General features: G+C 53.7%; 19 protein-coding genes and 1 rRNA gene (1 of these 20 running past the window's edge). 18 read left to right on the plus strand and 2 right to left on the minus strand.

What is annotated here, in order from left to right:
• Window positions 1–309 precede the first annotated feature (309 nt).
• The 4 genes from M0R70_15025 to M0R70_15040 all read left to right on the plus strand — a co-directional run bounded on the left by M0R70_15025 (window position 310) and on the right by M0R70_15040 (window position 1,679).
• Window positions 310–537: an antitoxin gene (locus M0R70_15025; protein MCK9420675.1), complete on the plus strand. Its 228-nt coding sequence runs from the start codon at window positions 310–312 to the stop codon at window positions 535–537.
• Complete coding sequence (locus M0R70_15030; protein ID MCK9420676.1) at window positions 537–938, plus strand: type II toxin-antitoxin system VapC family toxin; 402 nt, start codon at window positions 537–539, stop codon at window positions 936–938. Before M0R70_15025 ends, M0R70_15030 begins: the two co-directional genes overlap by 1 nt.
• A gap of 21 nt (window positions 939–959) precedes the next feature.
• Complete coding sequence (locus M0R70_15035; GenBank protein MCK9420677.1) at window positions 960–1,142, plus strand: hypothetical protein; 183 nt, start codon at window positions 960–962, stop codon at window positions 1,140–1,142.
• Between the two features lie 267 nt (window positions 1,143–1,409).
• A complete protein-coding gene (locus M0R70_15040; protein MCK9420678.1) occupies window positions 1,410–1,679 on the plus strand; it encodes a hypothetical protein in 270 nt (89 codons plus the stop codon).
• Between the two features lie 51 nt (window positions 1,680–1,730).
• Here M0R70_15040 and M0R70_15045 read toward each other — a convergent pair whose 3' ends face one another.
• Window positions 1,731–2,234, minus strand: a complete 504-nt coding sequence (locus tag M0R70_15045) for a DUF4395 domain-containing protein (GenBank protein MCK9420679.1) — start codon at window positions 2,232–2,234, stop codon at window positions 1,731–1,733.
• A 375-nt stretch (window positions 2,235–2,609) separates the two neighbouring features.
• Here M0R70_15045 and M0R70_15050 point away from each other — a divergent pair, with 375 nt between their 5' ends.
• From M0R70_15050 to M0R70_15095, 10 genes are all read left to right on the plus strand, one after another.
• Window positions 2,610–3,239, plus strand: coding sequence for a hypothetical protein (locus M0R70_15050; GenBank protein MCK9420680.1), 630 nt, complete (start codon window positions 2,610–2,612; stop codon window positions 3,237–3,239).
• 382 nt (window positions 3,240–3,621) lie between these two features.
• Window positions 3,622–4,107: a DUF615 domain-containing protein gene (locus M0R70_15055; GenBank protein MCK9420681.1), complete on the plus strand. Its 486-nt coding sequence runs from the start codon at window positions 3,622–3,624 to the stop codon at window positions 4,105–4,107.
• 111 nt (window positions 4,108–4,218) lie between these two features.
• Window positions 4,219–4,428 (plus strand): RNA-binding S4 domain-containing protein, encoded by a 210-nt coding sequence (locus M0R70_15060; protein ID MCK9420682.1) that lies wholly within the window; start codon window positions 4,219–4,221, stop codon window positions 4,426–4,428.
• A gap of 88 nt (window positions 4,429–4,516) precedes the next feature.
• Complete coding sequence (gene glgX / locus M0R70_15065) at window positions 4,517–6,643, plus strand: glycogen debranching protein GlgX (protein ID MCK9420683.1); 2,127 nt, start codon at window positions 4,517–4,519, stop codon at window positions 6,641–6,643.
• A gap of 280 nt (window positions 6,644–6,923) precedes the next feature.
• Window positions 6,924–7,769: an RluA family pseudouridine synthase gene (locus M0R70_15070; protein ID MCK9420684.1), complete on the plus strand. Its 846-nt coding sequence runs from the start codon at window positions 6,924–6,926 to the stop codon at window positions 7,767–7,769.
• A 571-nt stretch (window positions 7,770–8,340) separates the two neighbouring features.
• Window positions 8,341–9,357, plus strand: coding sequence for a heat-inducible transcriptional repressor HrcA (hrcA, locus tag M0R70_15075; GenBank protein ID MCK9420685.1), 1,017 nt, complete (start codon window positions 8,341–8,343; stop codon window positions 9,355–9,357).
• Entirely contained in the window at window positions 9,354–9,941 is a 588-nt protein-coding gene (gene grpE / locus M0R70_15080; protein MCK9420686.1) for a nucleotide exchange factor GrpE, read from the plus strand. Before hrcA ends, grpE begins: the two co-directional genes overlap by 4 nt.
• Before the next feature lie 120 nt (window positions 9,942–10,061).
• Entirely contained in the window at window positions 10,062–11,981 is a 1,920-nt protein-coding gene (dnaK, locus tag M0R70_15085) for a molecular chaperone DnaK (GenBank protein ID MCK9420687.1), read from the plus strand.
• A 208-nt stretch (window positions 11,982–12,189) separates the two neighbouring features.
• Window positions 12,190–13,305, plus strand: coding sequence for a molecular chaperone DnaJ (gene dnaJ / locus M0R70_15090; protein ID MCK9420688.1), 1,116 nt, complete (start codon window positions 12,190–12,192; stop codon window positions 13,303–13,305).
• 328 nt (window positions 13,306–13,633) lie between these two features.
• Window positions 13,634–14,119: a ferritin family protein gene (locus M0R70_15095; GenBank protein ID MCK9420689.1), complete on the plus strand. Its 486-nt coding sequence runs from the start codon at window positions 13,634–13,636 to the stop codon at window positions 14,117–14,119.
• Between the two features lie 131 nt (window positions 14,120–14,250).
• Here M0R70_15095 and M0R70_15100 read toward each other — a convergent pair whose 3' ends face one another.
• A complete protein-coding gene (locus M0R70_15100; GenBank protein ID MCK9420690.1) occupies window positions 14,251–15,354 on the minus strand; it encodes a nitronate monooxygenase in 1,104 nt (367 codons plus the stop codon).
• A 238-nt stretch (window positions 15,355–15,592) separates the two neighbouring features.
• Between M0R70_15100 and M0R70_15105 the strand changes: the two genes are divergently transcribed.
• The 4 genes from M0R70_15105 to M0R70_15120 all read left to right on the plus strand — a co-directional run.
• Window positions 15,593–16,519 (plus strand): bifunctional riboflavin kinase/FAD synthetase, encoded by a 927-nt coding sequence (locus M0R70_15105; GenBank protein MCK9420691.1) that lies wholly within the window; start codon window positions 15,593–15,595, stop codon window positions 16,517–16,519.
• 293 nt (window positions 16,520–16,812) lie between these two features.
• Window positions 16,813–17,178 carry a CbiX/SirB N-terminal domain-containing protein gene (locus M0R70_15110; protein ID MCK9420692.1) on the plus strand — a complete coding sequence of 122 codons (366 nt, stop codon included), beginning with the start codon at window positions 16,813–16,815 and terminating at the stop codon, window positions 17,176–17,178.
• A gap of 35 nt (window positions 17,179–17,213) precedes the next feature.
• A complete protein-coding gene (gene tyrS, locus M0R70_15115; GenBank protein ID MCK9420693.1) occupies window positions 17,214–18,428 on the plus strand; it encodes a tyrosine--tRNA ligase in 1,215 nt (404 codons plus the stop codon).
• 335 nt (window positions 18,429–18,763) lie between these two features.
• Window positions 18,764–20,000 (plus strand): 16S ribosomal RNA (locus M0R70_15120) (it continues 328 nt past the right edge of the window).

A 20,000-nucleotide genomic window follows, 5' to 3' on the forward strand; every position in this document is an offset into this window, starting at 1 on the left:
AGATCTAATCCAGTGTACAATTTCATACAGCACCTCCAAGGTTAGATTGGACTCTTTCCTTGAAGCATACCAGAGTGCCGATGCGCTCTGGTATGCTGAGGTGCCTTCATATGATTATCAGGTCTATTATTTTGGCATTCTCTCTTTACCGCGAACGCATCGCAGTATGACTCGCCTGCGTAGAATGAACATCCTTGGGTCAGGTTCATAACGTTAGACGTTCTCGACCTCTGCTATCTCAACAGAAAACCCTTGTAATTCGAAACTCCTTAGTCTATATTATTGGTATAGATTAAATGGAGGTGCGCAATGAAGACCGCAAAACTGTTCCAGAACGGGCAAAGCCAGGCAGTCCGCCTGCCCAAGGAATTCCGATTCGAGGACGACCACGTGTTCGTGAAGAAGTCAGGAAACGTCGTAGTGCTGATCCCGACAAAGAACTCATGGGATACCCTGATCCAGAGTCTCGATAAGTTCTCAGATGATTTTATGGTTGAAAGAAAGCAGCCGAAAATGCAAAAACGGGTGGACTTTTGATGAAGTACCTGCTGGATACGAATATCTGCATTTATCTCATCAAGCAAAATCCCGCCAAAGTGATCAAGCATTTTAAATATCATGCTATCGGTGACATCGGCATTTCTTCCATCACCCTTGCGGAACTTCGTTATGGTGTGTCCAAAAGCCAGCACATTGAAAAGAACCAGCAAGCCCTGGATGAGTTCATTCTCCCTCTTGAAATCGCGGACTTCGATGAAAAGGCGGCTCAGGAATACGGGGCGATCCGTGCAGAGCTCGAAAGAGCAGGGAAGCCCATCGGATCCATGGACATGCTGATAGGCGCTCACGCTCACGCGCTTGGCGTGACCCTCGTTACCAATAATACCAAAGAGTTTAAGCAAATCAAGAATCTAAAAATTATTGATTGGAGCCTTTGATCGGTTTACAGGAGGATGAGTATGCCAATCGAATTTTGTCATCTCTGCAGAACTGCCGCCAATATGGTCGTATCTTCCACTCCACGGACAATTGCGAGTAAGGCCGGTAAGATGAAAACGATAATCACCAAGACGTATCATTGCGAATCCTGTGGTTCCTTTGTCCGCAGTGTCGATGACGATGAAAATGCGGCCGCTGCATGATCTGCGCATTTCAGGGGCAGGTCTTTACAGGCTGTTGAATAAGTCTTTTTGTGGTTCGACAGGCTCACCACGAACGGATAAATACGAATAAATTCAATACACGCTCCGTTCGCCTTGAGCCCTGAGCTTGCCGAAGGGTCGAAGGGTAAACGGAGCGTTTTTCAACAACCTGTATACTGCTGGACTTTTTTCTAAACTACCCGGATCGGGGTTAAATCTCATTTGTAGACGACCGTCCGGGTCAACCGGACCCTTTGAACGGGTGAAATGCGCAAACAATCACTCATACTATTCTCTATTTTCCTTCTGGTTCCCCGCATCGCCGTTGCATACGACATCCTCAGTCCGGGTGTCAGTATGGTGATAGCAGGGATCCTGTCACTCATCGGGGCGATCGTGGCCGCACGGATCGTATGGAAGAAACCGAATCCGAGCGATAGCAACTTTATAAAGATCGTCTTTACCATCACCGCGTTCATCGTGACGCTGATCCTTATGTTTTCAGCCATCGTCGGTTTTCTGAGCAAACTTGCTTAACGCAAGCCAGCTTTCAGGTTTGCAGGCTTGTCAGCTTGCAGGCTTTCCAGCCTAACTATTTGCTTTTGGCGGCCGGGCTCCGGGGAATGCCCCGCCTATCGGCGCATGGCTAAAAAACCCTTTCAGGCCAAGCCGATTGAGCAGGTAATACGTATAACACCCGGCGCACCAGCCGGAAAAGGCAATGCCGGCCAGAACGATTATCAACCACACCAAACCCCAGCCGATGGACGCAGAGCCTGTTGCCAGGAGATACGCGGCCGACGCCGACACGAGAAGACCGATCATGCTGGCGAAACGGTGTGCCGCCCAATTGTCCGGCCGGAGATCCGGACGAAAAAGTCCGGTCGGCTGAAGGACGTGGCGGTACAGGGCGATGTAGGGGCTGAAGCCCGGGTTCAGGAACGTGAGGCAAAAGATCACGCTTTGCAACGCGACCAGTTCCCATTGATCCAGAACATATGCGGTCAGAAACACTATGATAATAAAAAACTGATGGACCCGCAGTTCGGTTTGATCAATTACTTTACTGATAACGTTCATGCCAGTGTTCATGGGTCACCTCCTTATGGTTTCGGGCTTATGCCGATCCCTCACACTAATCCCGGCCAGACGGGACGGCTGTACAGCCTTTCTGAACGAACAGCCGCCTTTCGTCTGTCCGTGTATGTTAACAATACACATGAAGAGCAGGGGATTACTTGAACGAATCGGCTTTTTTTCACCAGGCCGTATTTATATTTGGAATCGGGCTTGAATAGTGACCTTCTCGAATTCGAAAGAGAAAAGAGACCCCATGGCGGGTTTTGCGGCTTGACCTTTTCCACTCCGGCGTGATATTGTTATCCGGCCAAAGGTATTGCATGATCATTGCGTACAGAGTCCAGGCTTCATCAGCCCCATCCCGCTCTTTCCTTAAAGCCTATGCGATTGAACGACCCGAAAAATCGCCGTCAGAAACGGCCGCCGCAGCAACATCAGCGCAGCACCGTGGAGGTCAACGTCGAGTCGCTCCTGTCGATCGAGAACCATTGCAACGGCTGCGCCAAAGGCGAACAATGCTGCTGCTCGTCGTACGAGGTCTGCGTTACCACCGCGGAGCTGAAGAGGATCATCAAGGTCCTGCCCGAGGCTGCCAGGCTCTGCCCCCATCTCCTGACTGTCGGCGGATACGACAACGTGTTCGAAGAAGAGGAACCCGGACTTTTTTCCATCGACACGACCGAGGACGGGCTCTGCCTCTTCGCCTACCGCTCCCATCACCAAACCCACTGCTCCCTGCACACCGTCGCAATGACGCTCGGCCTGCCCCTGGAACAGGTGAAGCCGAAGGTCTGCCTCCTCTGGCCCATGCACTTCTCGGACGGCGACGAGGTCCTTGCCATAATCAACGATGCATTCCAGTTCAAATGCAATGCCCGGAAAGCGCCGGGTTCGCGCAGTCTGAGCCCCGGCTTTGTCGAGACGATCGAGCTGGTGTACGGGGTGGGTTGCGGGACCCAGGTGAAGCTCGCGGCAGAGAACGGGGAGCGGCGAACACTGCTGGTCATCCGGCGATAAGTACACTTCCCGGGATCTATTCTGTTCTCGTTACCGCAAGAAAACATAATCCACCGCAGAGACGCGGAGGAATCCCCGATTAAAGCAGTTGAGGATATGCGCAGGCACGAAGGAAATCCCATTAATAATTAATATTGGAGGGTTTTTTTCTTTGTGACTTCGTGGCTTCGTGTGAGACAGGACTTTTTACGATTTCATCAATGTCGGACTTCCCTGTTATTTTTGATATTCCCCGTTCCTATATTATTGCTTGCTTCATTCACGGGCATTGGTTACAATAAAAAAGAATACATCATCGGTTTCGCAACGAGCATTGGCATGGTTTAAGCGCGGGCTGCGTCAAGGGCCCGGCGATCATGTTCTCTTTCATGAGGTTTGGTATATGGAGCAGGTAAGCAAAACGCAGAAGAAAAAAGAAGCCCTGTCTTTGCAGGCAATGGGAGAACAGCTGGTTACCCTGTCGTCCGAACAGCTCAAGAACATGCATTTGCCGGTTGAATTGCTGAATGCCGTCACGTTGGCCAAATCGCTAAAAAAACACGGCGCGCTGCAAAGACAGATGCAGTATATCGGCACGTTGATGCGGAAGCATGATCCCACGCCCATTCAAGACGCCCTCCAGCGCTTGGAACAGGGATCCCGCAAACAAACCGAAGAGCACCAGCAGAGAGAAAAATGGCGGGATGAACTGATAGCCGGGAATGACCTGCTTATTGAAGAGATCCTCATGCAACTTCCGCATGCAGACCGGCAGCAATTAACGGACCTCGTTCAACAAGCACGGCAGGAACGGGCGGTAAAGAATCCCATCCCCAAAGCCGCCCGCATGTTGTTCCGGTATCTTACCCGATCCGCGCTGCAGCGTTAGAAACATCACGAAGTGAAGAGTTCAGGGTTCCTCCGATAGAATCATTCGAGGGCAGGCTCCGTGAGGAGTGAGGGATGCCGGGTTTTGTGTGGGAAACAGGAGAAATAGATCGTGACAGAGTTCAAGCTGGAAGGCAGGGAATATATTGAGCTCAATGACCTGTTAAAGGTCACGGGGTTGTTCGCCAGCGGCGGCATGGCAAAGACGGCGATCCTGGAAGGCCGCGTCACGGTCGATGGTAATCGGGAACTGCGCAGACGATGCAAGCTCCGCACGGGTCAGGTTGTGGGATATGAAGGCCGCACGATCGTTATAACGTGATCCCCGCGGCCGCGGTCCTGCTCGAGACGGGGCTGTTGCAGGACATCGTGACGTTGCTTCAGTTTACGGGAAGATGAAAGGAACTTCCATGTCAGACCATCTTGCTCATTGGACCGGGAAAAAGACCTCACCCGGCAAATGCCATCCCCTCGGCGCAACGCTGACCCCCGACGGGGTGAACTTCACCCTCTTTTCCCAGCACGCGCGGCAGGTATACCTTCTTCTCTTCGACAAGCTTGACAGCCATCCCACGGATATCATCAGGATCGAGCACCGCGACCGTTTCATCTGGCATGTCCTTGTTCACGATATCGCGCCGGGCCAATTGTACGGATTCAAGGTGCAGGGCGACTTCGATCCAGCCATGGGAGCCCGGTTCAATGAGTACAAACTGCTGATGGACCCCTATGCCAGGGCCGTGACCGGGAAGTTCCGGAATATGGACAACCTCCTGCTTCCCTACGATGTGCAGTCGCCTGCCCGCGACCTCTCTCTTGATCAGCGGGACAATGCATCCGTTGTCCCCAAGTCCATTGTCATCGATGAGCGATTTTTCTGGCAGGGCGATGTTCCTCCGGATATCCCGCTCGAGCAAATGATCATTTACGAAGTGCATGTGAAGGGCTTCACCGCGCACCCATCCTCCCGCGCACAGTATCCCGGCACCTATCTCGGATTCATCGAGAAGATCCCCCACCTGAAACAGCTTGGCGTGAATGCCGTGGAGCTGCTGCCCATCCATGAGTTCGTGGTGGATGACTTCCTTCTCCAGAAGGGGCTGACCAACTATTGGGGGTACAATACCATCGGCTTTTTCGCGCCCGAATCATCCTATGGCACGAATCAAACCCCCGGGTGCCAGGTCGCGGAGTTCAAGACCCTGGTGCGCGATCTGCATAAGGCAGGCATCGAGGTGATCCTGGACGTGGTGTTCAACCATACGGCGGAAGGGAACGAGTTTGGACCCGTTATCAGCTTCCGGGGGATCGACAATCCGAACTACTATCTCCTGACCGGCACGGCGCAGGAACCGTACCGGTACTACATGAACTATACCGGATGCGGCAACAGCGTGAATCTCGCGAGCCCGCCAACGATCCGCTTCGTGATGGACTGCCTTCGCTACTGGGTCGAACAGATGCATGTGGACGGATTCCGGTTCGACCTTGCTTCCGTCCTCGGACGGGAGGCCGGAGCGTTCCAGTCGTCCGCGTCATTCTTCGAAGCTATCGCGCAGGACCCGGTGCTGGCCCGGGTGAAGCTTATCGCGGAACCCTGGGACCTCGGCACCTATCAGGTCGGGAACTTCCCTGTGGACTGGTCGGAATGGAATGGCCGTTTCCGCGACACCATGCGGAAGTTCGGGAAAGGGGACAACGGCCAGCTGCGGGAGATGGGATGGCGGATGACCGGATCCGCCGATCTCTATGGCGATGACGGCCGCTCGCCGTACAACAGCATAAACTTCATCACCTGCCACGATGGATTCACGCTTGCCGACCTGGTCTCCTATAACGGAAAGCATAATGACGCAAATGGCGAGCACAACCAGGACGGTTCGAACGACAACCATTCCTGGAACTGCGGAGCCGAGGGGGAGTCCACGGACCCGGGGGTGATCGCTCTCCGGAAACAGCTCGCGAAGAACCATATCTGCGCCCTGCTGTTCGCGTCCGGCACGCCCATGCTCCTGGGAGGCGATGAATTCCTGCGCACCCAGAGAGGCAACAACAATGCCTACTGCCAGGACAACGAGATCAGCTGGTTCGACTGGAAGGAAGCAACGCGAAACAACGACATGGTGGAATTCGTCCGGAAGGCCATCGCCTTCACCCGGCGATGCCCCGTGCTTCAGCGCAGGAAGTTTTACGCGGGCATTGACGGCGACGGGAACAAAATCCCCGATCTCCAGTGGTTCGGGAACGATCTTGACCATCCTGCCTGGGACGATCCTGAAAGCCGCACGCTCTGCTATCAGCTCGACGGCAATGAGGCCGGAGGGGACTATCTGCTCTTTTTGATTTTGCATGCGGACCATCGGCTTCAGCCGGTGCGGATCCCCGCATCTCCCGGGGAAAAGACGTGGTACCGGGTGATCGATACCAGCCTTTCCGCGGGCGATGATTTCCGGGAAGAGGGCGCCGAAGTGCTCCTCGATCCGCAGGACCACTATCTGGTAAATCCGCGCAGTACGGTTGTGCTGATCACCCGGTAGGTTCAGCAGCATTTTGGAGTGGATCAAATATGATGATCTCGTAAAAAGTCTAATTTTCACACGAAGCCACAAAGGCACGAAGAAGAACTAATGATTATGAGAGTGTTATCTTTCCGTGGCTTCGTGGCTTAGTATGAGCCAGAACTTTATATGACATTTTCAAATAGGGCTTAGCGCGAATGAAAGGTCATACAATCTAATTGTGACTACTGACAAATCCCCGAGCAACGACGGATGTGAATACCGGGAACAGATCGGCCGTGAAAACGACGCGCGGACAGTGCTGGCTTATCTCAGCCAACGCTACCACCACTCCTCCCGGGCGGAGTGGGCGGAGCGCATTCAGTCCGGCCGCGTGCTCGTCGATGACCTGCCGGCGCAATGCGAAACCGTCCTCCGCGCGGGATGCGAGCTTGTCTGGCAGCGCCCGCCCTGGATCGAACCTGATGCGCCCCGGTCGTTCTCCATCGTGTACGAAGATGATGACGTGCTTGCGGTGGCCAAGCCGGCCGGGCTGCCGACGCTTCCCGGCGCTAATTTTCTTCAGGCAACGCTGCTGCATCTCGTACGCGCGTATGCGCCTGACGCCGCGCCGCTCCACCGGCTGGGGCGATGGACCTCGGGCCTGGTGTTGTGCGCTCAAAATCCTCATGCCCGAACGGCATTGTTGCAACAGTGGTCCGCGAACACGATCGGCAAACGCTACCGTGCGCTTGCGTCCGGGATTTCCGATCAGGACGAGATGACGATCACCACGCCCATCGGTCCTGTGCCGCACCCGCTGCTCGGTTCACTGCATGCCGCTGCTCCGCAGGGCAAACCGTCCCTCTCGAAGGTTTCCGTTCTCGAACGCCGTGAGGATTCTTTCCTGTGCGACGTGCGTATTGCGACCGGCAGGCCCCACCAGATACGCATTCACCTGGCGGCTATAGGTCACCCGCTGGTCGGCGATCCACTGTACGGTCCGGGCGGTCTGCCTGCTCCGAATTCACGAGCGTTGCCCGGCGACCCGGGCTACCTTCTTCATGCCGCGGAATTGAGCTTTCGCCATCCGGGCACCGGGCGCGAGATTGTCCTCGAGTGCGAGCCGCCGCTGTTGCTGCGTTGTATGACTGAAATACGTTGATGCCCGCAGATGGCATAACGCAGAGAGCAGAGGGTTAAGTTGTTGCTGAGTTGTATGTCTGATATGCATTGACGCTGTCACGAACATATCACGGGTACCCATGTAAAGAGAGAGTTCGAATGCGCTTGAATGCATAACAATATCAAGGAGGTAAGGATTTCTTACCTTCTTGATTTGTTTGCGCGGGAAAAGACACGAAGGAAGAACACGATGCCTGCACCGGCAGTTGCAAAGGCGAGGAAGATCGAGATCGAGACTCCGAATGAAGAGAAAAAGCAGATCGAGAGCGAAGCAAAGAAAGCTGCTTAACGTGTCATCAGACAGACTGTTTTACCTGCCCCGTTCGTTATGAAGGGATCGGATCCCGCATTTTTTGCGGGATTTTTTTGGAGGTTTTGCGGAATGAAAGAAAATAGCTGACGTAATCTATTGAAACGAAGAAAAAATAACCGCTTGACACAGTCCAGGCCATGTGTTAAATTATTAGCACTCTATCATGGTGAGTGCTAATTGGCTTAGGATATCATAATAAGGTAAAATTGTGGAGTTGCTTGAAAGAAATAAGAGGGTTTTGCAGGCTGTCATTGACAGCTATATCGCGAGCGGCGCGCCGATCGGCTCAACCGTGCTGGTCAAGAAGTATGATTTTCACGTAAGTTCCGCCACGCTCAGGAACATCATGGCAGAGCTTGAGGAACTGGGGTATCTGACCCATCCACACACTTCTGCCGGCAGGATCCCCACGGACCTCGGATACCGGTATTATATCGACAGCCTGATCAGTATTGAGAAGGATTCAGACGACTTCGGCGACCAGCTCCGGCAGGTTCCTCCGCTGCATGGCGAGGACCTTCACGAGCTCATGGAGGAGGCGAGCCGCTTTCTTGCGTCGCTTTCGCAATGCGCAGGGGTGGTGATCGCGCCAACCGAGCCCGAGGCAAGGTACAAGCATATCGAGTTTGTGCGCCTGCGCGGGGTCCAGGTGCTCATCATCTTTGTTACCGCCACGGGGATCGTTCAGAACAAGCTGATCGAGCTCGATGAAAGCATTCGGCAGCAGGATCTGAACCAGTTCAGCGCATACCTCGTCAATGAGCTCGAGCACCTGACGTTGACCGAGATCAGAGAACATCTGATCGAAAAGCTGCGGCAAGACAAGATGGTCTTTTCCCGGCTTATGGAAGAGACCCTCCGGGCCAGCCAGGAGATCCAGGAACGTGAACAGGAGAAGGTGTATATCGGCGGGGCGTCCCAAATGCTCGAAAACCCCGAGTTCGCGACGGTGGACAAGATGAGGTCGTTGTTCAAGGCCTTTGAGGACAAATATAAGCTGCTCAAGCTTCTTGACCGGAGCGTGTCGGCAGAGGGCATCAAGGTCTTTATCGGGTCCGAGAACCCCTTTTTCGAGATGCAGGGCTGCAGTATGGTGGTGAGCGGCTACAAGGCCGGCGGGAATGTCGTCGGCACGCTCGGGGTGATCGGCCCCACGAGGATGCAGTACAAACAGGTCATTCAGGTGGTTGACTATACATCAAAGCTGCTTTCGAAGCTGCTGGGTGAACGGTTCCAGAGGGGTATTGAACGATGAAGAGCGAATTTGACGATATACGGGAAGAGGACCTCGAAGTGATCCCCCCTGATATCGATGATCAGGAAGCGCCTTCTGCGGCAACAACCGCCCAGCTTGAGAAGCTTGCACGGGAGCTTGAACAAAAATCGAAGGAAGCTGCGGAGGCGAACGAGAAGTATCTCAGGACCTATGCGGATTTTGAGAATTACCGCAAGCGAATGCAGCGCGATCTCGCTGATTTCCGCAAGTATGCCAATGAACAGTTTGCGCTGGAACTCCTGACCGTTGTCGATCATCTGGGGATGGCGCTCAAACACGCGGGTGAGTCAGGCGAGAACGCGCAGGGGTTGCAGGAGGGTGTGGAACTGGTATACAAGCAACTCCGCGAGGCGCTTGAAAAGTTCGGCGTCAAGCGGTTTGCAGCCGAAGGAGAACCTTTCGACCCGGCACAGCACGATGCGATGATGCAGTTGGTCACTGACGAGGTCCCGGAGAACACGGTGGTGCAGGTGATGCAGGACGGGTATCTCTATCACGAGAAGGTGCTGCGCCATGCGAAGGTGGGAGTATCGAAGAAGCAGGATGGCAAGAGCCGCGAATAATGTAGTGATGAATCAGTGATCAGTGAAAGAGTGACCGCGGGATCAGGGCATTGAAACAAGGTCGCATCTTCGATCTTGCATTTGATATTTTTTCAACAGTGAAAATTCAAGGAGGCTATTATGGCAAAAGTTATAGGAATTGACCTGGGTACTACGAACTCATGCGTTGCAATCATGGAAGGCGGAGAGCCGGTCGTGATCCCGAACTCTGAAGGGAGCCGGACCACGCCGTCCGTCGTGGCCATTACCGAGAGCGGAGAACGGCTCGTGGGCCAGATCGCAAAGCGGCAATCAATCACGAATCCGGACAATACGATATTTTCGATCAAGCGTCTTATCGGGAGAAAATACGATACGACGGAGGTCAGCGAGGCGAAGAAACACCTGCCCTACAAGATCGTGAAGGCGGACAACGGCGACGCGCACGTGGAGATACGCGGCAAGGTCTACAGCCCTGCCGAGGTTTCCGCCATGATCCTGCAGAAGATGAGGCAGACCGCCGAGGATTATCTCGGCGAGAAGGTGACCGACGCGGTGATCACCGTGCCGGCGTATTTCAACGACAGCCAGCGCCAGGCCACGAAGGACGCGGGACTGATCGCGGGACTGAATGTGCTCCGCATTATCAACGAGCCTACGGCGGCATCACTCGCCTATGGTCTCGATAAGAAGAAGGATGAGACCATAGCGGTGTACGACCTGGGCGGCGGCACGTTCGATATTTCCATTCTCGAGCTCGGTGAGGGTGTGTTCGAGGTGAAGTCCACGAACGGCGACACCTTCCTGGGCGGAGACGACTTTGACGATCGCATCATCAGGTGGCTTGCCGACGAATTCAAGAAGGACCAGGGGATCGATCTCAGCAAGGACAAAATGGCGCTCCAGCGGCTCAAGGAAGCCGCGGAAAAGGCCAAGTGCGAACTGTCCACGGTCATGGAAACGGAGATCAACCTCCCCTTTGTTACGGCGGATGCGACCGGGCCAAAGCACCTGCTCTTAAAATTATCACGCGCGAAATTCGAACAGCTCGTCGACGATCTCGTCAAGAGGAGCATTGAGCCGTGCAAGAAGGCGCTTACCGACGCGGGCAAGACCGTGGAACAGATCAATGAAGCGGTCCTGGTCGGCGGCCAGACACGCACGCCCAAGGTGATCGCGGCGGTAAAGGAATTTTTCAAAAAAGAGCCGCACCGCGGTGTGAATCCGGACGAGGTGGTTGCGATCGGCGCGGCGATCCAGGGCGCGGTCCTTACCGGTCAGGTGAAGGATGTCCTGCTCCTCGACGTAACGCCGTTGTCCCTGGGCATCGAGACCCTGGGCAACGTGACCACCAAGCTCATCGAGCGGAACACCACGATCCCGACCAAGAAGAGCCAGGTATTTTCCACGGCAACGGACAACCAGACCGCGGTGTCCATCCATGTGGTCCAGGGTGAACGCGAGATGGCGGCGGACAACAAGACCATGGGCCGCTTCGAACTCGTCGGCATCCCGCCGGCACCGCGCGGCATTCCGCAGATCGAAGTTACCTTCGATATCGACGCGAACGGCATTGTGCACGTCATGGCCAAGGACCTCGGCACAGGCAGGGAGCAGTCCATCAAGATCACGGCATCGAGCGGTCTGAGCAAGGATGAGATCGAGAAGGCGGTGAAGGAGGCCGAGGCCCACTCTGCCGATGATAAGAAAAAGAAGGAAGTTGCCGAGGCAAAGAACGAGGCGGACACGCTCGTCTACTCGGTGGAAAAGTCCGTGGCCGACTATGGCTCAAAGCTCACCGATGCGGAGCGCGCGGACATCCAGAAGGCGCTCGAGCAGGCCAAGAGCGTGAAGGACGGCGCCGATGTCGAGGCGATCAAGAAGGCCGTGGCGGAACTTTCCAAGGCATCGCACAAGCTTGCCGAGGAGGTCTACTCCAAGATGGGCAAGGACCAGGCGGGCGCGGATGCCGCTGCCGGAGCTCCGGGCGGCGACGGGAAGAAGCCGGAGGAAAAGGTCGTTGACGCGGAGTTTGAGGAAGTGGACAAGGACAAAAAATAGCAAATAGCTGTTTCGAGAGGATAGCGGGGGGAGAAAAAAATCCGCTATCCTCTTTTTTGTGTAGAAATTCAACCACACCATGCACTCGCGTTACACACTTGTAATCACTGGGTGCAGGCAGAGATCACCGAGCGAAGCGAGGGGAAAATCTTTTTTGGTTTTTTGCACTTACCTCTGTGTCCTCTGTGGTTAATTGTTTGAGAGGGTTATGGCCAAGGACTATTACGAACTGCTAGGGGTCCACAAGAACGCGACAGATGCCGAGCTCAAGCGCGCCTACCGGAGGCTTGCGCACGAGCATCACCCCGACAAAAACCCCGGGGACAAGGCCTCGGAAGAGAAGTTCAAGGAGATCAGCGAGGCATATTCGGTCTTATCAGACCCCCAGAAGCGGGCGTACTTTGACCAGTACGGTACAGCGCCAGGCGCGCAGGGGTCAGGCCCCGGCGGGTTCGGCGCCGGCGCCGGCATGGGCGATATTTTCGGAGACATCTTCGAGGAGTTTTTCGGCGGCGGCCGCGGCAGGTCCCGGGCAACGGCCGGAGACGACCTGCGGTACAATCTTAAGATCAGTTTTGAAGATGCGGCATTCGGCACGTCGACCAAGATCCGCGTCCCGCGCTGGGAACGCTGTCCTGATTGCGATGGACTCGGAGCAAAATCCAAGGACGGCATTGTTACCTGTACGGCGTGCCGGGGCGCGGGCCAGATCCGCATGCAGCAGGGGTTCTTCAGCGTCAGCCGCACCTGTTCCCGTTGCGGAGGCGAGGGCAAGACGATCACCGATCCCTGTCCCGGGTGCAAAGGCAGGAAACGTGTTGAACGGGACCGTACGTTGTCGGTCAAGATACCGGGCGGTGTGGAGACAGGCAACAGCATCCGTTTGACCGGTGAAGGTGAACTCGGCTCATCCGGCGGACCGCCGGGCGACCTCTACGTCTATCTTATGGTGGAGGAGCATCCGCTGTTCAAGCGCGAAGGCCAGGATATCATCTGCGAGGTGCCGATCAGCATTGTTCAGGCGGCGCTCGGAACGGAGATCGAAGTGCCGACGCTCACCGGAAGCACGAAACTCAAGCTTTCCGCCGGTACCCAGTCAGGCTATGTGTCCCGGCTCCGCGGCAAGGGATTTCCGCATCTTCGGGGTTCCGGCAGCGGCGACCAGCTTTGCAGGATCATTGTCGAGGTGCCGACCACGCTGACGGCAAAACAGAAAGAACTGCTCCAGGAGTTCGACCGCCTGAGCGGGGAGAACGCAATGCCGATCACAAAAGGATTTTTCGACAAGGTGAAGGAAGTATTCGGGGATAAGGAAAAGAAGTAACAGGCGGGTCAACTGTATCCTGCTGATAGCGTCATCAGTGAATGATAGCCCGGCGGTTATCCCGCAGGCGTGGTATCATGAACGATGCGCTCGGCCCCGAACTCATTAAAGGTTTTTTCAACTCAGAGCAGGGCTTTCGCGACACCTGTTTCTCTGCTGTTTCGGAAGGAAAGGAGCCACAGCCTTCCCTGCTCCTCGTATTTTTCCATCGCGCAAGAGTTATGCTATAATTACCGCAGGGCTGATCTAATCGGGATTTTAATTATCGTGTATGGATCGCTGATTATCCGCAGAACCGGAAAAACTTTTGGATGAGTGAGGAGGCACTATGGATGCTCTCGAACTGGCAATGAACATGGAGAAGGACGCGATAGCTTTTTACACCGAGGCAGCGCGGAAGACGAAACATCCCGCCGGTAAAAAGATGTTTCAAACCATAACCGAGGATGAAAAGCGTCACCTGGAAATGGTATCACAGATCATCAAAGGATTGAATCTGACGCACAAGAACATGAGCCCGATGAAAAATGTAAAAACGATCTTCGAGTCCATGAAAGACGAGATGATGAAGAAGGTCGAGGCTACGGCGGACGAGCTTGAGGCATTCAAGATCGCCATGAGAATGGAAAAAGAGGGTTTGGAATTCTACCGGAAGACGCTGGCTGGATCAAAGAAGGAGCCGGAGCGGGCCCTGCTCGAATTGCTCATCAAGGAAGAGCAGCAGCACTATGACATTTTCGCGAATACCTACCAATTTTTATCTGATTCCGGGAACTGGTTCATGTGGGAAGAGCGGGGTATTGTCGAAGGATGATTTCGATGGTGGTTCCTGATGGTGAAGGAGGGAATACCACGCGTCCTTCGCATGCATGATCTGGTCGACAGAGGTGTTCGCGTCTACCGTGAGTTTCAGGTCAAACCCTTTTCCTCAAAAAGATCGCCATATTACCCTCCCGTACCCGTCAACTCATCCATCAACGTCTTGACGGACACGATCTTATCAACCCGTGAGGCGTTCGTGCCTACCGTGTAGAGCGCTTCTTCCTTGTCCGAATTATACCCGGCCGAGCTCAAGAGTCCGTTGCAGATACAGAAATAGTTCTCGTTGTTCTCTTTTGCAGGACAGATAGTATAGTTCCCCTCAGCGTCTTTCATGAGGACGTAGCCCTTGTCACACTTGGGCGTCCTTTTGTGTTGCAACGAGGAGACATACATGGGGGATTGTTTGATCACCCGGAACGGCAGGCCGCAGGGTGACCCGGGACGGTGCGCCACGACAATATCCTCTTCCTTTGCCCGAATGACCGCCCGCTTATACTCTTCCGTGGCGCTACTCTCTTCGGTGGCAAGGAAGCGTGTTCCCATCTGAACCCCGTCAGCTCCCATGTCCATGAATTTCAAGATATCTGAATAGGTATAGATCCCGCCTGCTACGATGACGGGCATATCACCGCATTTTGTTGCCATGTCCTTGACTGACGGCAGCAGATTTTCGAGCTTATTGGAATCAAGATCTACCTGGTCGATCCGAAATCCAAGGTGCCCGCCTGCAAGGGGCCCTTCGAGTACTACGGCATCGGGTCGATACCCCAGTTTCCCCCATTTTTTACAGATGATATCAAGCGCACGCGCGGACGATACGATCGGAATCAGGGCCGTGTCTTTCGGTGGCTGGATAGCCGGTAAATTGAGCGGAAGGCCGGCGCCGGAGATAATGGCATCAGCGCCGGCATCGATGGCGCCCTTTACGGAAGCATTGTAATCTCTCCCAAGGGCGGCCATAATATTGATTCCTGAGAATCCGCCTTTTGCTTTAGAGAGAGAGATTTCCTCATAGACAGACTCATAGGTGTTCTTTTTTTTTCCGGTTCTTTTAGAGACGATCCGGTCTATACATGCACTCGATATGATGCCGAGTCCGCCCTCTTGAGCAACGGCCTTCGCAAGCGGATGAAGCGATACTCCGACCCCCATCCCGCCCTGAATGATGGGTACCCTTATTTTTTTGCCCTTTATTATGAGCGCCTTCAGTGTTGAATAAGATTTCAAATCGCCCCCTTTGCATGGTAACAACACAGACCAGAAAAACAGAATATGTATTTTACTTACGTGGCTCTTTTCAGCTACCGCAAAAAAAGCATTTTTAGTATACCATACTAGAATGCCAGATACAACCAGAACTTGATGAACGAATTGACTAAAATCCACTGTTAGACAACCATATTTTGAAAAACTTCAGCAAGGGGAGATTGACAATTTTGCTCCGTTATGCGATCATCCTTGCGCTATGAGAATTGTACGCGGCCTTAAGAACTTTAATGAGCGGCTTTTGAATCCCGTGCTTACGCTGGGGAACTTCGACGGGGTGCATCTGGGACATCAGGCGATATTGAAGAAAGTGATCGAACGGGCCCGGGAGATCAAGGGAACGAGCGTTGTGTTTACCTTTGAGCCCCATCCGCTTAAAGTGCTTGCCCCGGAGCGTTCACCCCGCATGTTGAACACCTTTCACGGCAAGATGAAGCTGTTTGCCGCGGCTGGCATCGATATCGTGATCTGCGCCAATTTCACACGGACCTTTGCCGAGCAGCATCCCGAGGATTTCGCCCGCGATGTTCTGCACGCGCAGATCGGTGTCAGTGAGGTTTATGTCGGCTATGACTATGCCTTTGGCAAGGGCCGCGAAGGAAGCATTGAATCTTTGAAAGGGATGGGCCGGACCTTCGGATTTGGAGTCGGCGTTGTTGAAGCCGTACAGGTGGACAATCTCGTGGTCAGCAGCTCCGTCATCCGCGACCTGATCTCAAGCGGCAGCATGGAGGAGGCCACGAAGCTTCTCGGCAGGAGGTATGCCATTGAGGGTGAGGTGGTGCATGGAGCGCACCGTGGCCAAGCGTTGGGCTTTCCCACCGCCAACCTTAAAATAGTCAATGAGCTTATTCCCGCTCACGGTGTTTACGCCGTACTCGCACAGGTTGAGAATAAAACGATCAAGGGCGTTGCGTCAATCGGGATCAGACCCACCTTTGATGCTGGACCTGTTTCAATAGAGGTGTACCTTTTTGAGTTTCACGATGGACTCTATGGTAAGGGAATAGAGGTCTCTTTCGTTAAGCGTTTGCGCGGGGAGAAAAAGTTTCCCAACGCAGACGCACTTGTCGAGCAGATTCGTAAGGATGTGCGGGAGGCGCAAGATGCCCTGCACGCTCTCTGATGGTTCGAATGTCACTTTTTGGGTTCTTTGGTGATGTTCGTCCGCAACACAACAATATTCGCAAGGGGGTGATGAACGATGGCATGTGGTAAAAAGTGCGGTACCAAGAAGGCGGTAAAAAAGAAAGCAGCAAAAAAGAAATAAGCTAACTACGTGTCATGCGGGCAAGAAATTATCCGCCGCATATGTATTGGATATTCGATCATGCCTGTTCTCAAACACAGTTCATTACGAGTGACGTTCCCCCTGGTCAGTGATAAATATTGTCCCCCGAGTAGTCCCAAGGAGCTTGCATGAAAACAGCAGTCATCATACTGGGGCATGGGAGCAGAAGCGGCGGGAATGATGTTGCAATCAAGCGTATTGTTGCGTCGATCAGGGAAAGCATGAGCAGTGATATCGTTGAGTACGCTTATTTACAATATGCTCAGCCGACTCCTGACGAGGTGTTGGATCGTTGCATCCGGCAAGGGGCGAAAAAAATCGTGATCATCCCCTTTTTCATGCAATCGGGCGTGCATGTTGCGAAGGACATCCCCGCGTTTCTCGAAAAGGCAAAACAAAAGTATCCAGCGCTGGATATCAGGGTGACTGACTATGTCGGCGCTCATCCCCTCATGGAGCAGATCGTAGCGGATCTGATCAGAAAATCAAAATAGAGTCGTCGCAGACCCGCGGCTCACGGAGATAGTCAATGCTTTCAGCGAAAGAACAGTTTGACATTATAAAACGCGGCGCTGTCGAGGTAATTATCGAGGCCGACCTGTTGAAGAAACTTGAGAGGTCGGTCTCGACCGGGAAACCCCTGCGCATCAAGGCGGGCTTTGACCCCACGGCGCCGGACATTCACATTGGCCATACGGTGCTTCTGAACAAGATGCGGCAGTTCCAGGAGCTTGGCCACGAGGTGATCTTTCTCATCGGCGATTTCACGGGCATGATCGGCGATCCCACGGGAAAGTCTGAAACTCGGAAGCATCTCACGAAGGAAGAGGTGGCCGAGAACGCCAAGACCTATCAGCGGCAGATCTACAAGGTCCTTGACAAGGATCTGACGAAGATCGCCTTCAATAGCGAGTGGATGTCGAAGATGACCGCTGAGGGGATGCTCCAGCTTGCCGCGAGACATACCGTCGCCAGAATGCTGGAGCGCGAGGATTTCAAGAAACGCTACCAGTCCGAGCTCCCCATCAGTATCCACGAATTTTTATATCCGCTCATCCAGGGATACGATTCCGTCATGATGAAATCGGACGTGGAACTGGGCGGCACGGACCAGAAATTCAACCTGCTCGTGGGCCGCGAACTCCAGAAGGAGTACGGCCAGGCGCCGCAATGTATCGTAATGATGCCGCTCCTTGAAGGGCTCGACGGCGTGAACAAAATGAGCAAGAGCCTCGGGAACTACATCGGCATCAATGAACCTGCAAAAGAAATCTTCGGCAAGGTGATGTCCGTGAGTGACGACCTGATGTTCCGATACTACGAACTGGTAAGTTCGGTGTCCCTCGCGGAGTTGGAAAAGATCAAGACTGATGTGAAGTCCGGCGCTCTCCATCCCATGGAGGCGAAGAAACGGCTGGCTATGGAGATTTCAGGTCGATTCTGCGGGGCAGGCGAGGGGGAAAAGGCGCGTGTGGAGTTCGAGAAGATATTCAGTAAGAAAGACATGCCGGACGATATCCCCCTTATTGAGATCGTATGGGACGGTGCGACGATGAAGCTCGCGAAGATCATAGCGCTTTCGGGGGCATCCAAGAGCAACTCCGATGCACGTAGACTTCTCCAGCAGGGTGCAGTTGAAGTGAATGGAATACTGATAAAAGAAATTGATGCTGAGTTACAGGCTTCAGGTGATTATGTTTTGAAGGTAGGAAAGAAGCGTTTTGTGAGAATAGTGCCGAAATGATGAAAAGAGACAGTCTCGTGAAAAAAGTCTTGACATGGGATAGTGCTTGTGATAAATTGCGCCCTCGTTCGGCAGTAAACCTCGGGCAAAACCTCGAAGTTTCATGAATGCCAACCGCTCATTAATAATTGTAAAGTAATACAAAATTTTATTGACAAAGAGTTTCTGTTCTGTTATTATCTCTACTTCTGCGAAAGATGCAGAAACATGGTCTTTGAAAACTAAATAGGTGCGAAGATATAAACAGATCCTCAAAAAGTCTGTTTTTAGTTGGCGGGTTTTGAGAAACACATTAGTCAAGTTACCTTGAGTAACATTGCATAAGGATCAGCTTTTATTTGGAGAGTTTGATCCTGGCTCAGAACGAACGCTGGCGGCGTGCTTAACACATGCAAGTCGAACGAGAAGTACAGTAGCAATACTGTATTGTAAAGTGGCGCACGGGTGAGTAACACGTGGGTAATCTGCCCTTGAGTTTGGGATAACCCCGCGAAAGCGGGGCTAATACCGAATAAGACCACGGGGACCAAAGTCCCTGAGGTAAAAGATGGCCTCTATTTATAAGCTATCACTTGAGGATGAGCCCGCGGCCCATTAGCTAGTTGGTAGGGTAACGGCCTACCAAGGCTATGATGGGTAGCTGGTCTGAGAGGACGATCAGCCACACTGGAACTGAGACACGGTCCAGACTCCTACGGGAGGCAGCAGTGGGGAATATTGCGCAATGGGCGAAAGCCTGACGCAGCAACGCCGCGTGGGGGATGAAGGTTTTCGGATTGTAAACCCCTTTCGACCGGAACGAATCTCCTCTTGGTAAATAATCAGGAGGATCGACGGTACCGGGAGAAGAAGCCACGGCTAACTCTGTGCCAGCAGCCGCGGTAAGACAGAGGTGGCGAGCGTTGTTCGGATTTATTGGGCGTAAAGCGAACGCAGGTGGTTTGGTAAGTCAGGGGTGAAAGCCCACAGCTTAACTGTGGCACTGCCTTTGATACTGCCTTTCTTGAGTGCATGAGGGGGAAGCGGAATTCCGAGTGTAGAGGTGAAATTCGTAGATATTCGGAGGAACACCGGTGGCGAAGGCGGCTTCCTGGCATGTAACTGACACTCATGTTCGAAAGCGTGGGTAGCAAACAGGATTAGATACCCTGGTAGTCCACGCCCTAAACGATGGGCACTAGGTGTGGGAGGTATCGACCCCTTCCGTGCCGCAGCTAACGCATTAAGTGCCCCGCCTGGGGAGTACGGCCGCAAGGTTGAAACTCAAAGGAATTGACGGGGGCCCGCACAAGCGGTGGTGCATGTGGTTTAATTCGACGCAACGCGAAGAACCTTACCTAGGCTTGACATCCCTGGAATCCCCTTGAAAGAGGGGAGTGCTCGCAAGAGAGCCAGGAGACAGGTGCTGCATGGCTGTCGTCAGCTCGTGTCGTGAGATGTTGGGTTAAGTCCCGCAACGAGCGCAACCCTCATCCTCAGTTGCCATCGGGTAATGCCGGGCACTCAGAGGGAACTGCCCCGGATAACGGGGAGGAAGGTGGGGATGACGTCAAGTCCTCATGGCCTTTATGC

This window comes from Nitrospirota bacterium (assembly GCA_023229435.1).
GTDB lineage: Bacteria > Nitrospirota > UBA9217 > UBA9217 > UBA9217 > JALNZF01.